16 protein-coding genes are annotated in these 16,313 nt (G+C 36.1%); 13 read left to right on the top strand and 3 right to left on the bottom strand.

Annotated features, from left to right (window positions below; translation table 11 throughout):
- Positions 1-58: 58 nt before the first annotated feature.
- Positions 59-1,099, bottom strand: a complete 1,041-nt coding sequence (locus BLQ56_RS00985) for an EAL domain-containing protein (protein WP_090849268.1) — start codon at positions 1,097-1,099, stop codon at positions 59-61.
- Between the two features lie 159 nt (positions 1,100-1,258).
- Between BLQ56_RS00985 and BLQ56_RS00980 the strand changes: the two genes are divergently transcribed.
- From BLQ56_RS00980 to BLQ56_RS00970, 3 genes are all read left to right on the top strand, one after another.
- The gene (locus BLQ56_RS00980) at positions 1,259-2,197 is read left to right on the top strand and encodes a diacylglycerol/lipid kinase family protein (RefSeq protein WP_090849267.1); all 939 of its coding nucleotides are present in this window, start codon (positions 1,259-1,261) and stop codon (positions 2,195-2,197) included.
- Positions 2,198-2,222: 25 nt separating this feature from the next.
- Positions 2,223-4,388 carry a type I pullulanase gene (gene pulA / locus BLQ56_RS00975; protein WP_090849266.1) on the top strand — a complete coding sequence of 722 codons (2,166 nt, stop codon included), beginning with the start codon at positions 2,223-2,225 and terminating at the stop codon, positions 4,386-4,388.
- A 397-nt stretch (positions 4,389-4,785) separates the two neighbouring features.
- Positions 4,786-5,574 (top strand): phosphotransferase family protein, encoded by a 789-nt coding sequence (locus BLQ56_RS00970; protein WP_090849265.1) that lies wholly within the window; start codon positions 4,786-4,788, stop codon positions 5,572-5,574.
- On the opposite strand, the gene BLQ56_RS00965 is transcribed toward BLQ56_RS00970, so the two are convergent.
- Positions 5,571-5,849 (bottom strand): YtzH-like family protein, encoded by a 279-nt coding sequence (locus tag BLQ56_RS00965; protein WP_090849264.1) that lies wholly within the window; start codon positions 5,847-5,849, stop codon positions 5,571-5,573. The genes BLQ56_RS00970 and BLQ56_RS00965 overlap by 4 nt on opposite strands.
- 175 nt (positions 5,850-6,024) lie before the next feature.
- On the opposite strand from BLQ56_RS00965, the gene trmB reads away from it, so the two are divergent.
- From trmB to BLQ56_RS00950, 3 genes are all read left to right on the top strand, one after another.
- The gene (trmB, locus tag BLQ56_RS00960; RefSeq protein WP_090849263.1) at positions 6,025-6,669 is read left to right on the top strand and encodes a tRNA (guanosine(46)-N7)-methyltransferase TrmB; all 645 of its coding nucleotides are present in this window, start codon (positions 6,025-6,027) and stop codon (positions 6,667-6,669) included.
- Positions 6,670-7,036: 367 nt separating this feature from the next.
- Positions 7,037-7,543, top strand: coding sequence for a GNAT family N-acetyltransferase (locus BLQ56_RS00955; RefSeq protein WP_090849262.1), 507 nt, complete (start codon positions 7,037-7,039; stop codon positions 7,541-7,543).
- A gap of 17 nt (positions 7,544-7,560) precedes the next feature.
- Positions 7,561-8,400 carry a YtnP family quorum-quenching lactonase gene (locus BLQ56_RS00950; RefSeq protein WP_090849261.1) on the top strand — a complete coding sequence of 280 codons (840 nt, stop codon included), beginning with the start codon at positions 7,561-7,563 and terminating at the stop codon, positions 8,398-8,400.
- Between the two features lie 59 nt (positions 8,401-8,459).
- Here the strand turns inward: BLQ56_RS00950 and BLQ56_RS00945 are convergent, their stop codons facing one another.
- Complete coding sequence (locus BLQ56_RS00945; protein ID WP_338011831.1) at positions 8,460-8,783, bottom strand: PepSY domain-containing protein; 324 nt, start codon at positions 8,781-8,783, stop codon at positions 8,460-8,462.
- 140 nt (positions 8,784-8,923) lie between these two features.
- On the opposite strand from BLQ56_RS00945, the gene BLQ56_RS00940 reads away from it, so the two are divergent.
- The 7 genes from BLQ56_RS00940 to BLQ56_RS00910 all read left to right on the top strand — a co-directional run bounded on the left by BLQ56_RS00940 (position 8,924) and on the right by BLQ56_RS00910 (position 16,301).
- Complete coding sequence (locus BLQ56_RS00940; RefSeq protein WP_090849260.1) at positions 8,924-9,997, top strand: M42 family metallopeptidase; 1,074 nt, start codon at positions 8,924-8,926, stop codon at positions 9,995-9,997.
- Positions 9,998-10,072: 75 nt separating this feature from the next.
- Complete coding sequence (locus BLQ56_RS00935) at positions 10,073-10,582, top strand: DUF84 family protein (RefSeq protein WP_090849259.1); 510 nt, start codon at positions 10,073-10,075, stop codon at positions 10,580-10,582.
- A gap of 157 nt (positions 10,583-10,739) precedes the next feature.
- Entirely contained in the window at positions 10,740-11,240 is a 501-nt protein-coding gene (locus tag BLQ56_RS00930; RefSeq protein ID WP_090849258.1) for a hypothetical protein, read from the top strand.
- 142 nt (positions 11,241-11,382) lie between these two features.
- On the top strand, positions 11,383-12,396 hold the full coding sequence (locus BLQ56_RS00925; protein WP_090849257.1) for a PTS sugar transporter subunit IIC: 1,014 nt from the start codon (positions 11,383-11,385) through the stop codon (positions 12,394-12,396).
- 5 nt (positions 12,397-12,401) lie between these two features.
- Complete coding sequence (locus BLQ56_RS00920; protein ID WP_090849256.1) at positions 12,402-12,734, top strand: thioredoxin family protein; 333 nt, start codon at positions 12,402-12,404, stop codon at positions 12,732-12,734.
- 23 nt (positions 12,735-12,757) lie between these two features.
- Positions 12,758-13,573 (top strand): DUF1444 domain-containing protein, encoded by an 816-nt coding sequence (locus tag BLQ56_RS00915; RefSeq protein ID WP_090850017.1) that lies wholly within the window; start codon positions 12,758-12,760, stop codon positions 13,571-13,573.
- A 229-nt stretch (positions 13,574-13,802) separates the two neighbouring features.
- Positions 13,803-16,301, top strand: coding sequence for a DNA translocase FtsK (locus BLQ56_RS00910; RefSeq protein ID WP_090849255.1), 2,499 nt, complete (start codon positions 13,803-13,805; stop codon positions 16,299-16,301).
- Positions 16,302-16,313: the final 12 nt, after the last annotated feature.

Raw genomic sequence — 16,313 nt, 5'->3', positions numbered from 1 at the left:
GAATCTCGTTACCCGAGATTAAACCTTTACATTGTAAACAGACGACCTAATTTGTGTTCTAAATCATTGAAGGGATATTTGCTGCTTCTGGGCTTGGTTTTCCAATGTAATAGCCTTGAGCTAAGTCCATCCCAATGTGTTTGCAGTAATCAAGCTCTTCTTTTCGCTCAATTCCTTCTCCTAATACAATAATCCCCAATTGTTTTGTAATTGAAATAACTTGATCTAAAAAGGCTTGTTTTCTTGAGTCTTGATCACAAAATGAAATATATTCTCGATCAATTTTAACATAATCAGGCTTTAATTCAGTTAACATATTAATCGTAGAATAGCCTGCTCCAACATCGTCTAAGGCTACTTTCATTCCTGAATTTTTGTAGGTTCTTAAGATGTTCTTAAGATGCTCAACATCATCGATTTTTTCGGTTTCTACTACTTCGAATACAAGGTCAGACGGATTCACATTGTATTTTTCAACAATCGCAAAAGTGTGTCGTAGGCAGTATTCAGGATTATAGATAGTTGACGGAAGAAAGTTAATAAAACTCTTAACACCAGGGCTAATTTTGTTCAATCGCGACTTGATGGCTTCTTCTCTTGCTCGTTGATCGAGCATTGATTTTAAGCCGGTTTTCTCTGCTACAGAAAAGATTTCGCTAGGATATATATTCTCAGATGGATCTGCTGAACGTAATAATGACTCATAACCATAAAGTTGGTGATGTTTATTTAAGTCAATAATTGGCTGAATATAACTGATGAACTCACCCTTCTGAATAAAAGTAACGATTCTTTCATTGACAATTCTTTCATATAAATGAAGAAGTGGGATTAAATTGTACTTTAGGCTATCTTTAGATTGGTGAATACTTGCCTGAAAATGACTCATGTTATCAACATGATGAAAAAGGTTGTCCATTAAGGTCTTAAGAACATCTCGACTTGAATAATAATAGATAACTTTATCTTGTTTGACTTCATATTCGATGTTCATTTGATCAAATAGAGTAGATACTGAGTTCCCTTTAATTAATATATATCCAGTGTCATGGATAACCATTGGAATACCACACTCTACACAGGGGTTAGTATGAAACATAGATGAGCACTCCTATTCTGAGTATTAGTCGTGTAAGATACCATAGTATATATTTCGGTTGAAAATTAATAATCTTTACCATTTTGATAAATCTATTTGTTTATTTTTCATTTTTTTGTAGAATAATAGATAAAATCTTATCAATCGAAGGAACCTTCTATGAAAAAATATTTCTTTATCGTTAATACTGTTGCAGCAAATGGAGCATCATTAAAAGTTTGGGATAAAGTAAAAAAAGAATTGGACCTGCAGCAGGTTAATTATCGCTCTTTTTTTACGAATAGTGAAAAGCATGCAGTAGAACTTGGAAAGCAAATTGCAGCCATTCATGAGGAACAAATCGAGGCAATCGTTGCTGTAGGTTGTGACGGCACGATTTCTGAGGTGATAAATGGTGTGTGTGGTTCAAGTGTAACCATCGGGTATATTCCTGCGGGTTCTGCTAATGATTTTTGTCGTGGATTTCATATACCTACATCCCCGAAAGTCGCACTTCGCAACATCTTAATGAAAAGAAAGTCTATTACGAAGATAGATGTAGGTCGTTTTAAGTTAGGAGAACGATCAAAGCCTCTTTATTTTGTGAATAGTTTAGGGGTTGGTTTTGATGCAGAGGTATCAAAAAAAGTAAATCAGTCTAAAATGAAAAGGTATTTTAATAAACTAAAGTTAGGTCCTTTTGTATATCTAGGGGCGATTTTGAATCAATTATTTAATTACAAACCATGTAGCATGGATGTTGAGATTGATGGAAGCATCCATCACTATAAAAATGTGTGGTTCGTCACGGTTTCAAACCAACGGTTTTATGGTGGAGGTATGAGAATCTCACCACAAGCAAGTCCTTTTGATGGATTATTAAATGTGACTGTTGTACATCATTTTTCACCCTTTAAGTTATTACTTTTATTAGGAACCGTCTATATGGGTAAACACACTCTATTTAAAGGTGTAGACAGTTTTAAGGGAAAAGAGATTCGAATATTACCAGAGACAAAGTTACCACTTCATGCAGATGGAGAGTTTATTGGAAGTTCTCCAGTTTCCATTTCGATTGAACCTAAAAAGGTAAGATTAATCTGTAGAAGTAAGAGATAATCCTGTTGAATAGGAGGTGCAAAAATTGGCGGAGATTTCACGAGTGTTTGAAGCGTATCTCGATCGACTTAATGTCATTACCATTTTAATGCCTCATTCATATAACAATGGACAGTCAACCACCTTTACATTGTATGATCAACAGCATCATTTATGGGAACTTGAAATTAAAGAAGTAGCTGTGATTGACGGATATAATAAATACCAATGTACGGTAAATGCATTTTTAGATATTGGTTCCTCCTATGTAATTAGAGATGAATATCAAGCAGAAACAGACCTTCAGATTGGTGCTGTCATTCGAACAAAGGAATTTGATGAAGCCTACTATTATGAGGGAGATGACTTAGGTGTAACTTACCAGTCTACTTCTTCTCAATTTAAATTATGGGCACCTACAGCTTCTGAAGTAATGTTAGTGCTCTATCAAAAACAATCTAATCGTGAAGAAATTCATCAGATGTCAAGAGAAAATAACGGTGTATGGGTGCTATCAATTCCGGGAGATCTTGATGGCTTTTATTATAAATATAAGGTCTGTGTCAATTTGGTATGGCGTGAAGCGGTAGACCCGTATACGGTAGCTCTGTCGCTTAATGGAGAGTATGGAATCGTCGTTGATCTACGGAAAACACGTACAACAAAAAGGATATTACCTTACTTTCAACATATGACAGATGCGGTTATTTACGAGACACATATTCGAGATTTTACGATCCACCCAGAGAGTGGTATTCATCACAAAGGCAAATACTTAGGTTTAACTGAATTAGGAACCAGAAGAAATAATCATACTTCAACAGGACTATCGTATTTGAAGGAACTTGGTATTACACATGTTGAGTTGTTACCTTTCAATGATTTTGGTGGTGTTGATGAAAGAGAGCCGGATAAAAGTTATAACTGGGGATATAATCCTCTGCATTTTAACGCACCAGAAGGGAGTTATGCGACAAAACCGTCTGATCCATATTCCCGAATCATTGAATTGAAGAAGGCCATCGATGTATTAAATCAACATGGGATTAGAGTCATTATGGATGTCGTCTATAACCATGTTTATATCCGAGAAGATTCGTCTTTTGAAAAAATTGTTCCAGGTTATTATTTCCGACATGATGAACATGGGATGCCATCTAATGGAACAGGGGTGGGAAATGATATTGCCTCTGAACGGAAAATGGTACGAAAGTTCATTTTAGATTCTGTTGTATTCTGGATTAAAGAATATGGGATTGATGGTTTGCGCTTTGATTTAATGGGGATTTTAGATATTGATACAATGAATACAATCAGAAGAGTTGTTGATGAGATTGATCCTACCATCATCATGTTTGGGGAAGGTTGGGATTTAAATACACCTCTTCCATTTGATAAAAAAGCGGTTATTAAGAATGCAAGACATCTTCCAGGGATTGGACAATTTAATGATCGTTTTCGTGATGTAGTTAAGGGAAGTACATTTAATTTGTATGATCGTGGATATGCCCTAGGCAATATGCATAAGGAATATGATGTGAAACAATCAATTGCTGGCAGTATTTCATTAGGAAAAGGAGAAAAGGGTCTTTTTTATGAGCCTTCACAGACGATTAACTATGTGGAGTCCCATGATAATCATACATTGTGGGATAAAATGGAAGAATGTAACTCGAATGAAAGTGTTACAACCCGTAAAAAGAGACAACGGTTAGCCTCTTCGCTTGTTTTGCTTTCACAAGGAGTTCCGTTTATTCATAGTGGCCAAGAGTTTTATAGAACAAAGCAGGGTGTTGAAAATAGTTACAAATCACCTGATGAGATAAACTGGATGGACTGGAAGCGTAAAGAAGAAAATATAGACGAAGTAAATTATGTCAAAGGGTTGATTACGCTTAGGAAAACACACGGAGCATTCAGACTTCCTACCGCTGCTCTTATAAGAAAGCATTTAACTTTCCATAAATCTCAAGATGGAATCATCCTTTACTCATTAAATCAGGTGAAGCATTACGGGCCCTGGAATCACTTAGTCGTTATGCACAGTAATCTTCATGAAGAGACTCTAGTAGAATTACCAACTGCAGGAATATGGGAGGTAATTTGTGACAATGAAAATGCAGGAATTAGGAGTCTTTACACAGTTCGGGGGGAAGCGATCAAGCTTTCACCTATTAGTACCATTGTTTTATATGAAAACAATGGAGAATGATATAGTTTCTCTTGATTTCAAAAGAGAAAGAAGCTAAAATTTATAAGATAGCTATTGTTTAGAAAGCTAAATCAATAGCTATCTTTTTATTTGCTAAAACTAATATGTAGTTTAAATATAAATATCATGTAAAGTGATGATGTTGTTCGACTCAGTTTTGATCAAGGCGTCTTGCGCTTTTCTTAAAAGATAAGAAAGTATAAAACTTCGTACTCAGATTTAGTGTCTAGCTCCAGCGCCTAGCCCCTCGGGGTCATAAGTCAAATCACTACGGAAAACAAGATTTCCTACGTGCTCTGCCTTATGCCTGCCCGAGGCTAAACAGGCGCTTCCGCTTTTCTTATATAGAATTTTAATCCCTAAATGAAATGTTGTGTTGAATTTGAAGGTGAAATGGTTGGAAGATGTATTAGGTAATGAGTGGGTAATTTCTCCTGCAGGTGGTGCTACAGGGGATGCTTACTTTGCACAATTTAATGAAAGAAAGCTATTCTTAAAAAGGAATTCTTCGCCTTTTCTTGCAGTACTATCAGCAGAAGGAATTGTTCCAAAGCTTATTTGGACAAAGCGTCTTGAAAACGGTGATGTAATTACAGCTCAACATTGGTTAAGTGGTGTAGAGCTGAAACCTAAGGATATGAATGGTCAAAATGTAGCAGAGCTCCTTCACAAAATACACCGGTCAGAAGAGCTCTTATCTATGCTAAAGCGTCTTGGAAAACAACCCTTAAAGCCAGAGGCCATCTTATTCGATCTTAAACAGTCTCTTACTGATTTTGCACATTTAGCGGAAATATCGGAGATTCGGAAAGCAATCGACTTGTTAGAACAAGAATTAATGCAGGTCCAATATGAAGAAATGGTTGTTTGTCATTGTGACATCAATCATAATAATTGGCTGTTAACTGAAACAAACCAGCTTTATCTAATTGATTGGGATGGAGCAATGATTGCTGACCCGGCTATTGATATTGGAATGCTACTATATTGGTATATCAACGAGGAAGAGTGGACCGAATGGCTTACCCGTTATGGAATTGAACCATCTGAACATTTATATAGACGAATGAAATGGTATGTAACTTCCCAGACAATCATGCAAATTATATGGTATACATCTAAAAATAGTGACAAAGAAATTAAGCACTGGCTACAATATCTTCATCACTTATTAATTAAAAATTAAGAGAATTGGTCAATCTCTGAAATCCACTGTGATAATTGATCCTGGTGTTCATTTATATGAGCATCTAAATGTTGAGTGTATTTCCCTTGTTGACTATAGGAATAGATATCTGTTAATAACGTTTTTATGTCTTGGTCAACATTTGAATTAACCATAAGAGATTTAACTAATCGTTCCATTTGTTCGCATTCAGCAACAGTTCCAGAACAATCATCTTGGTGATTCGTTAATATGTCTTTTAGAATATGCATTTGATCTGTATGATTTAAAGACATCAATTTCACTCCTTTATAAGTGTAGTGCCTGATATTAAAGTGTGTAATGAAGGGTTAATTTATGCGTAAGGCTTTACCCAATTCATCTATAGAATTTAGCATAACACCTTACCCAATCATCATTTTACGATATTGTTTTTTAAAAATATCAATTGTATTAAAAAGAGGTGGCATCATGAGATTACGAAATAAACCTTGGGCAAAAGATAAGCTCGCAGCTTATCCACAGTATGTAATAGCTAATCCCGAGGAATGCAAGGGAAAATGGCATACTATATTCAATAACCAACAACCAATCTATATAGAAGTTGGTACTGGAAAAGGCCAATTTATTACTGGAATGGCAAAGGCTCATCCCTCAATTAATTTTATTGGAATTGAGTTACAAGAAAGTGTAATTGTTTCTGCACTTGATTTAGCAATTGAGGCAGATATTTCAAATTTAAAGTTAATGAACGTTAAAGCAGAGGGGTTATTGAACTTCTTTGAAGAAGGTGAAGTGGATCGAGTCTACTTAAACTTTTCAGATCCTTGGCCGAAAAAAAGACATGCAAAAAGAAGGCTTACTTTCCGAACCTTTCTTGAAATGTATGAAAACATTTTAGTCGATCAAGGCGAGATTCATTTTAAAACGGATAACCGAGGATTATTTGAATCATCTCTTATGAGCTTTTCCGACTATGGAATGCTGTTAACCTATGTAAGTCTCGACTTACACAAAAGTGATTTCAAAGGAAACATTATGACGGAGTATGAAGAAAAGTTCTCAAAATTAGGACATCCTATTTATCGAAGTGAGTCCCGTTTTAAAACAAAATAAATCATTGATTTAGGCTGTTTTCTCAAAGTTAGCTGTTTAGACATAAAACTTGGAATGGTACAAGCAGGCTGAATACACGTAGACTCCTGCGGGAACAGTGGCCAAAGTTAGACCCCGCAGGAGCATAAGCGACGAGGAGGCTCACTGGTCACCCGCCGGACGCGGAGTGTATTCAGCCTGCGGCTTTATTTAAAGAGCAACACTCCATACGAATACATCCTAAATTTATAAAAAATTTCCGCTATAAAGTGGACAGTATAATTAATCCATTGTACTGTCTACTTAAGCGGATTTTTTTCTCCGTTTAGTAATTTTAGGTTGAAAAGACTTTATTGAAACATATCTATATAAGTGAGGAGATTTACCTATGGAAAATCCAATGTTTATTCGAGATGCTGTTAAAGAGGACCTTCCAACTATTGTTGACATTTATAATTCGACGATCGAAAGTCGCATGGTGACAGCAGATCTTCAACCTGTTTCGGTATCAGACCGAGAACCATGGTTTTTCAATCATTCTCCTGGTTTCAGACCTTTGTGGGTTGCTGAAATAGATGGAGAGATTTGTGCCTGGGTCAGCTTTGAAAAATTCTATGGACGCCCAGCCTATAATCAAACCGCAGAAATCAGTATCTACATACATCCACACTATAGAGGAAAAGGCATTGGTAAAGAATTGGTTCAGCGCGCGATTAATGAATGTCCGAAGTTAAAGATCAAAACCTTATTGGCGTTTATTTTCGGTCATAATGAACCTAGTTTAAAACTATTTGAACGATTTGGGTTCACGCAAATGGCTCTATTGCCAAGGGTAGCTTTACTTGATCAGGATGAAAGAGATTTGGTTATTCTCGGGTTAAGAATAGAAGAATAATACGATGAGGTGATGATGTGGAAACGTTGAAAATTGGTGATTTTACATTAACTTGGTTAAATGGAGGAGTGACCCATTTAGACGGCGGAGCGATGTTTGGTGTAGTCCCACGTGCATTATGGTCCAAAAAATACCCATATAATGAACAGAATCAAATTGAATTAAGAACTGATCCCATCCTCATTCAAACAAATGGAAAAAATATAGTTGTTGAAGCAGGTATTGGAAATAATAAAATGTCAGATAAGCAAAGAAGAAACTATGGAGTAACTGAAGAGTCTAAAATTCAGCAATCATTAAATCAATTAGGCCTAAGTACGACTGACATTGATTATGTGTTAATGACCCATATGCATTTTGATCATGCTTGTGGACTAACTTCATGGGAGTCAGATCAGTTAGTACCTACTTTTCCTAGGGCGAAAATATATACTCAACAAATTGAATGGATAGAGATGAGATCTCCCAATATACGTTCTAAAAATACGTATTGGAGAGAAAATTGGGAAGCTATTGAAGAAATGGTGGAAACCTTTCAAACCGATATTGAGATTGTACCTGGATTAACGATGGTGCATACGGGGGGGCATAGTCAAGGGCATTCAATCATTATGATTGAAAGTGGGAATGAGACATTAATTCACTTAGCAGATCTCATGCCTACACATGCTCATAAACATGTCTTATGGGTTATGGCATATGATGATTATCCAATGAGATCAATTGAGATGAAGCAGAAGTTTATGAATTTGATGCAGAAAAAACAAGCCTGGTTTAGTTTTTACCATGATGCCATTTATCGAGCGGTAAAGTTTGATCAACATGGTGATATTAGTGAACATTTAAAAAGAAACTAACTAATAAATATGAAGAGGTTCCCCTATATTGGTTAAATAGGAAAACCTCTTCTTTTTTATCAATTTAAAGGATTAATTTCAATAATAGTCCCGGTTGTTGCATCAACGATGAACTCGTATTGTTCTAACATACCATTTATTTCTCTTGAAATTCCACCTTTATAAACTTTATAGAGGATGTGGTTTTTTTTGTATTCCTCTTGTACCATTTGAATCCATGAGCCATTAATAGGACCATCTTGTTTAAAGGCATCCTTTACATTACCCAGTGCTTTTTCAGCTGAAACTCCTTTTTCTGTAATGGTTTTATTTAAAAAATAGGCACTTGCAAAGCCTACACCCACACCAAGGAAAAACTTTTGCCATTTCATTGGATAAGTCACCGACTTTCCTCAAATTTATTCTCTCTCTATATAGTATACAAATTTTAATAGGCTATGTTAAGGGGGATTAAAAGTGGAAAGAGGGTAATAACTTCGTTATACTAAATAAATAATACATAGGTTTCTAAAGGAGAGAGAATATGAATCAAGATACATTATCAATGTTTAAGACACTAACTGAGCTACCAGGTGCATCTGGTAATGAACACCTTGTACGTCAGTTTATGAAGAGTGAACTTGAAAAATATTCAGATGAAGTAGTCCAAGACGGACTTGGAAGTATATTTGGTGTTAAAAGAGGAGATGAATCTGGTCCGACTGTAATGGTTGCGGGACATATGGATGAAGTTGGCTTTATGGTTACATCTATTACAGATCAAGGCTTAATTCGCTTTCAAACACTTGGTGGCTGGTGGAGTCAAGTATTACTAGCTCAACGAGTACAAATCATTACAGACAATGGTCCTGTTATTGGAGTGATTAGCTCCATTCCACCTCATTTATTAGAGGAAGCACAACGAAATAAGCCAATGGACATTAAAAATATGATGATTGATATTGGTGCAGATGACCGTGAAGATGTTAAGAAAATTGGAGTAAAGCCTGGGCAACAAATCGTACCAATCTGTCCATTTACACCAATGGCTAATGAAAAGAAAATTCTAGCAAAAGCATGGGATAACCGTTATGGTTGTGGGCTCTCTATTGAATTATTAAAAGAACTAAAGGATGAGAATCTCCCTAACCTGTTATATTCTGGTGCAACCGTTCAAGAAGAGGTTGGTTTAAGAGGAGCTCAAACAGCTGCTAATATGATTAAACCAGATATTTTCTTTGCATTAGACGCAAGTCCGGCCAATGATATGTCAGGTGATAAGAATTCGTTTGGACAATTAGGAAAAGGTGCATTACTTCGTATTTATGATCGTTCAATGGTGACACATAGAGGAATGAGAGAATTTATCTTAGATACAGCAGAAACTAATAACATTCCATACCAATATTTTATCTCACAAGGTGGGACTGATGCTGGACGGGTTCATCTCTCAAATGAAGGTGTACCTTCTGGAGTAATTGGAATTTGTTCTCGTTATATTCACACAGCCGCATCAATTGTGCATGTTGATGATTATGCAGCAGCAAAAGAACTATTAGTAAGACTTGTTAAGTCATCTGATCGATCTACAGTGGAATCTATTCGTCAAAATAGCTAAGAAAAGTTAAGACTAAGAGAGGTTTTCCATGTCAAGGGAAACCTCTTCTCTATGATAAAAGGAGGGATTAGATTTATGCGTATTGCAATTGGAACAACGAACCCTACAAAGGTCAGTGCTGTGAAAGAAGGGTTTGAGGGATTAGAAGTTAGCTTCCATCCATGTTCGGTTTCTTCAGGTGTTTCAGCTCAACCTATGTCAGACCAAGAAACAATTCAAGGAGCGATTAATAGGGCTCGTGAATCTAGACTACAGAAAAATGCAGATATCGGTATTGGGCTTGAAGGTGGAGTAATTGAAACAGATTATGGATTATTTTTATGTAATTGGGGAGCATTAGTATATCATATGGAAGATTCCCCAATCCTTGCTGGAGGAGCTCGTATTTTACTCCCTGAAGACTTTAAAGAAGATTTAAGAAAGGGGAGAGAATTAGGTGAAATCATGGATGAGTTTACGAAGAAAAATAATGTAAGAACAAAAGAGGGAGCGATTGGTATTTTTACGAATGGATATATTGATCGTACAGAAATGTTTACTCATGTTACAAGGCTGTTAGTTGGGCAGTATTCTTATAAAAACTAGAAACACATCTTTTGTACCATAGTTTACCAAAAGGTTTTTAAATTAGTAAAATCAGTGAAATTACATAGAAAAGGTTGTCATAGTACAATACTTAGGTATATTATTATAGAGATTAATCCAAAAAAACTTCCTTAATTGCAAAGGGGAAAGTGAGAAAATGGTGAAAAAAGGTATAATTTCCTATATGATCTTAATAGGACTTTTGGTAGGTTGCTCTGCTTCGGTTGATGAAGTGATCAAAGAAACAGAAACAACAACTGAGGAAGCTTTTAAAGCAGATCCAATTGAACCAAATCAAACCGAAACAACATTTTCATATTTCTTACCGAGTGATATGAAAGAAGAAACTGTAGAAGAAAATAATCTTATTCTTCAAAAAGGCAAGCAATTATTTATTCTTTTTGTGAACCCTAATGAAGAAAAAAGCAGTGAAGAGCTATATCAGTCAACTGTTGCACAAACAGAGAGTGACTTATTAAATGAAACCTTTAAAGATGATAAGCGATTTGGCTATATAAAAGTTGAAGAGGTTGAGGAGGATAGCTACCAGCTATCGATTGGGATCGGTGGAGTGAAAATGACAACCGTTACTAAACTTAACAAGATAGAAGAAAATGCAGAGAAAATGATGCAAATTGTTTCATCTGTTGATTATTAACATAATAGCGCTTCCTGATTAATAATTGTCTAGAAGGTTCTAGATTCTTAGATCAGTTAGCGCTATTTGCTTTAATAAATGTATTACCGTACATAATAGTAGAAGAATTGAAAAAAAGTCTTTTAAGAGGTAGGGATTAATAGTGAGATCATTTCTTAATAAAAAGGGAGTAACGCTTTCACCAAAGGTTTATTTTATTGAAGCATTAAGCTTTATGGCTTTAGGATTATTTTCATCCTTAATCATAGGTTTAATTATTAATACAATTGGAAAGCAATTAGGTTTTGTGTTTCTTACTGATATGGGAAGTCTTGCAATGAGTTTGGTTGGTCCTGCAATAGGTGCAGCAGTTGCATATGGCTTGAAGGCTCCACCACTTGTCCTGTTTTCAGCAATCATTAGTGGTGCAGCTGGTGCATCACTTGGTGGTCCAGCTGGTAGTTATCTTGCGGCTTTGATTTCGACAGAAGTAGGTAAAGCGATTAGCAATGAAACCAAAATTGATATTATTGTTACTCCTTTCACGACCATATTTATTGGTTTTCTTACAGCGAAAACACTCGGTCCTTCCATTCAATTCGTTTTAAAAAGTTTTGGAGAAGTGATCATGTGGTCCACAGAACAGCGACCATTTGTGATGGGTATACTAGTGGCTGTACTAATGGGATGGGCATTAACTGCTCCAATATCAAGTGCAGCCATTGCATTGATGCTTGATTTGCACGGTATTGCTGCAGGTGCAGCTACAATTGGATGCTGTGCTCAAATGATAGGATTTGCAGTAAGTAGTTATCGGGAAAACGGATTTGGTGGATTTATTGCTCAAGGTATTGGAACTTCGATGCTTCAAGTAGCGAATATCATCAAAAATCCTCTCATTTTGATTCCTCCTACAATAGCTGGGATGATTTTGGCTCCATTCAGTACAGTTTACTTCGAATTAACGAATGTTGCTGAAGGAGCAGGTATGGGGACCAGTGGTCTTGTAGGGCAAATCATGACATTTACAAGCAATGGATTTACATTTGATATTTTTTGGAAAGTCCTTTTGTTGCATATTATTAGCCCTGCAGTGATAAGTTTGGTATTATCCGAGTGGATGAGAAAAAAAGGTTGGATAAAATATGGTGATATGAAAATAAAAACTGGGGGCTAAATGATATGAAAAAACTTGAGAATCTTTCACAATATGAAGAATTGTTACAAACCGAAAAAGTAGTCCTTATGTTTTCGGCTGACTGGTGCCCGGATTGCAGAGTAATTGAACCAATCTTACCTGAGATTGAGGAAGAGTTTAATGAGTTTCAATTTTATTATGTAGATCGTGATCAATTTATTGAACTTTGTCAAAGCCTAGAAATCTATGGAATCCCAAGTTTTGTTGCCTTTGATAAAGGGCAGGAGTTGGGGAGATTTGTAAGTAAAGACAGAAAAACAAAAGAAGAAATCGTTGAGTTTTTAAAAGGTTTGTACAACAAACGATCATTTCTTTAGAATGGGAGGGTAAGAAAATGAAGATGGACAGTAAAAAAATGAGAATGATTTTAGAAGACCGACTCAAAAGAGATGAGTGGTCGTTCACCTATGATCGTGAAAAGGACTCTTTGAGAATTGAGGACCGCACAACAAAAAAAGGAATGAACTTAACGATACCAAGTGTTATTTCAAAATGGCATGTTGAAAAGGAAAAAGCCATTGATGAGATCGTCTATTATATTGAAGAATCCTTAACGGTTATGAATAAAGAGTTGGAGTTAAGAGGCAAGGAGAAACAAATATTTCCTGTCATCCGATCCACCTCGTTTCCAACCGAATCAAATGAGGGGATTGCCCTCATATTCGAAGAGCATACCGCGGAAACACGAATCTATTATGCTTTAGATTTGGGGACAACTTACCGGTTAATCGATCAAAACATTATTGAAAAAGAAAAATGGGAACTTGATCGTATAAAAGAAATTGCTCAGTTTAATATGAGGTCATTAGACTATACGTTGAAAGAAGATATTGTCGCTGGCAATACGTTTTATTTTTTAAATAAAAATGATGGATATGATGCGAGTCGAATTCTAAATGATCATTTTCTACAAAAGATAAGCCAACAAATAGAAGGCAATATGGCAGTAGCTGTTCCACATCAAGATGTGCTAATTATAGCAGATATACGAAATGATACGGGCTATGATGTTCTCGCACAAATGACGATGAGTTTCTTTGCAAATGGTAGAGTGCCAATTACTGCCCTATCATTTATTTATGAGAATGGTAAGCTTGAGCCCATTTTCATCCTTGGAAAAAATAGACCGGTAAGCAGAGGTCAAAGGAACAATTAATAAATATACCAGTTACGTTTATCAAGTATTTAGAATTCTAGACTTAGTTCTAGGTGCTAGATATTAAATAAGCGTACCTGGTATTTTTCCGTTTTTATGAAAGGATAAGAGTTTTAGCGCAGTTTTCGGCGTCTGCGCTTTTCTTATTTAATTTTTACTTCAAATTCTATGATTTATTGTTACAATAAGATAGTAAGTGACGAAGTAGAAGAAATGAAAGAGTGATTACATGAAATGGTTTAAGAAATTAAAGGGATTGTTTAACGAGGAAGAAATTGAGAATGATGATGTACCCTTAACAAATACCACACATCAAAACAAGAGAATACCTCATAAAAATATTGATACAAAGGTCACATATCAGTATCCAAAAGGTCAATTTAAATTCCCTATCATACCTGACGGGAACGATGACCGCACTAAATCAAAAAGAACTAGTCGACAAGAACATACAGTTGGCCAGCAGCCAATCCGTCTCAAACCTAAACAAGAGAAACAACATTCAACTAGTGAACAAGAGAAGAAGAAGAAACCATTCCGTCCTACTGAGATTCCTTCGGCGGTACATGGCTTTAAACCACCGGTTACTAGATTAGCGAAAGAGGAAAGTGTAATCGAATTTGAACTTCCCTCAATAGATAATAGTAATCTTAGACAACAATTACCAGTGTTTAGAAATGGATTGGAGGAAACATCGGTTACTATCGAAAAAGAATTTGAAAATGCCCACCAGGATGCTCAAGCTGAGACCCTCATTTCAACTAACGAATCTGCTAAGACAGTAGACATAAGTGATTTATTAAATAAACTTCAAATAGATGAAGATATAAAAGAGCAAGAGGATGAACTTCCTATTGAAATGGAACCGCCGGAAGCTCAAGAGAATATAAATGTTCACAAATTCGTTGAAGATCAACCACTTATCCCTATACGAAATGAAGATGAACGTGCACAAGCAGTAGATCAAGAGCTGGTAACGGAGTCTGTAGTTGAAATAGAAAATGAGGACAATATAGCTGAGGAAGTAGAACAAAGCGATCCTCCTAGAAATGTAAGAAGTGGAAGACCGATTCCATTCAATGTACTGATGTTAAAGCAGGATCGAAAAAAACAACAAGAAGTAAGAGATCAGGAAGCACCAGTATTTCAGTCAGAATATCAAGAAACGACTGAACAGGCTGTGCAAACACAGCAAGTCCAGAGAAGTGTAGGTCCTCTGTCCAGAGAAGATACAAATGTCCAGCAGGGTATTGCTAAGAATAATGAATCTACTCAAAAAGCGTTAACGGATACTCCGGATAATCATTCAGGATATACATTCCCTTCCTTATCTTATTTGAATCAACAAATTGTCGGTCATGAAGAAGATGAAAATTGGGTAGAAGACCAGCGAGAGCTTTTAGATGAAGCATTAAAGAGCTTTAAAGTGAGAGCGCAAGTTGTAAATGTGACCCAAGGTCCTGCTGTAACGAGATTTGAAGTACAGCCTGAACCTGGAGTTAAAGTTAATAAGATTACGAATCTGTCTGACGATATTAAGTTAAATTTATCAGCTAAAGAAATTCGAATTGAAGCACCGATTCCAGGTAAGAACACAATCGGAATCGAAGTGCCAAATAAGGTAAGCAAACCAGTATTCCTTCATGAAATTGTTAATAGCCAGGAGTTTAGAAATAGTTCTTCACCATTAACTGTTGCATTAGGTCTTGATATCTCTGGAAATCCAATCATTACTGATTTAAATAAAATGCCTCACGGACTTATCGCTGGAGCAACAGGCTCAGGGAAAAGTGTTTGTATAAATACAATGCTTGTAAGTTTGATGTACAAAGCTGCCCCACATGAAGTCAAGTTATTATTAATTGATCCTAAAATGGTAGAATTGGCACCTTATAACCACATTCCACATCTAGTTAGTCCAGTTATTACAGATGTAAAGGCTGCGACTGCGGCGTTAAAATGGGCAGTTGAGGAAATGGAAAGAAGATATGAACTGTTTGCACACTCAGGTGTACGTGACATTTCCCGTTATAACGAATTGGTGGACAAGCATCAGGAGCTAAGTGGCAGACTACCATATCTAGTAATCATTATTGATGAACTTGCTGATTTAATGATGGTTGCACCTGGAGATGTTGAAGAAGCGATCTGTCGTATTGCTCAGAAAGCTAGGGCTTGCGGTATTCATTTAATTCTTGCAACCCAGAGGCCTTCTGTTGATGTCATTACTGGATTAATAAAAGCTAATATTCCTACTAGAATAGCGTTCTCAGTTTCCTCACAAGTAGATTCTAGAACCATTATTGATTCTAGTGGTGCTGAAAAACTATTAGGAAAAGGTGATATGCTATTTCTTGAGAATGGGTCATCAAAACCTAAGCGAGTGCAAGGGAATTTCGTTTCTGACGAAGAAATTGAGCTGGTTGTCTCACATGTAAAAAAAGAGGTAAAACCGTCTTATTTATTTGAACAGGATGAATTAATTAAGAAACACTCGAATATGTCAGGTGATGATGATGAGTTATTTCCAGAAGCATGCGAATTTGTTTTTGAACAAGGTGGAGCATCCACATCAAGTGTACAAAGAAGATTTAGAATCGGCTATAATAGAGCCGCGAGATTAATTGATATGATGGAAGATCAAGGGATAATATCAGAGGCACGTGGAAGTAAGCCAAGAGAAATTCTTATTTCAGAGGATGAATTGAATAGTTTACAAGAGAATTAAGATTTACATGGA

Source organism: Litchfieldia salsa, from assembly GCF_900104555.1.
GTDB lineage: Bacteria > Bacillota > Bacilli > Bacillales > Bacillaceae_L > Litchfieldia > Litchfieldia salsa.
The sequence above is the reverse complement of the archived record's forward strand: the minus strand, read 5'-3'. Positions and strand labels throughout refer to the sequence as shown.

Excerpts from the sequence above, each read along its gene's own strand:
- BLQ56_RS00910 (WP_090849255.1), top strand. The coding sequence starts at position 13,803 with ATGAAATGGTTTAAGAAATTAAAGGGATTGTTTAACGAGGAAGAAATT.
- BLQ56_RS00980 (WP_090849267.1), top strand. The coding sequence starts at position 1,259 with ATGAAAAAATATTTCTTTATCGTTAATACTGTTGCAGCAAATGGAGCA.
- BLQ56_RS00965 (WP_090849264.1), bottom strand. The coding sequence starts at position 5,849 with ATGTCTTTAAATCATACAGATCAAATGCATATTCTAAAAGACATATTA.
- BLQ56_RS00985 (WP_090849268.1), bottom strand. The coding sequence starts at position 1,099 with ATGTTTCATACTAACCCCTGTGTAGAGTGTGGTATTCCAATGGTTATC.
- BLQ56_RS00915 (WP_090850017.1), top strand. The coding sequence starts at position 12,758 with ATGGACAGTAAAAAAATGAGAATGATTTTAGAAGACCGACTCAAAAGA.
- BLQ56_RS00920 (WP_090849256.1), top strand. The coding sequence starts at position 12,402 with ATGAAAAAACTTGAGAATCTTTCACAATATGAAGAATTGTTACAAACC.
- BLQ56_RS00935 (WP_090849259.1), top strand. The coding sequence starts at position 10,073 with ATGCGTATTGCAATTGGAACAACGAACCCTACAAAGGTCAGTGCTGTG.
- trmB (WP_090849263.1), top strand. The coding sequence starts at position 6,025 with ATGAGATTACGAAATAAACCTTGGGCAAAAGATAAGCTCGCAGCTTAT.
- BLQ56_RS00955 (WP_090849262.1), top strand. The coding sequence starts at position 7,037 with ATGGAAAATCCAATGTTTATTCGAGATGCTGTTAAAGAGGACCTTCCA.
- BLQ56_RS00930 (WP_090849258.1), top strand. The coding sequence starts at position 10,740 with ATGGTGAAAAAAGGTATAATTTCCTATATGATCTTAATAGGACTTTTG.
- BLQ56_RS00940 (WP_090849260.1), top strand. The coding sequence starts at position 8,924 with ATGAATCAAGATACATTATCAATGTTTAAGACACTAACTGAGCTACCA.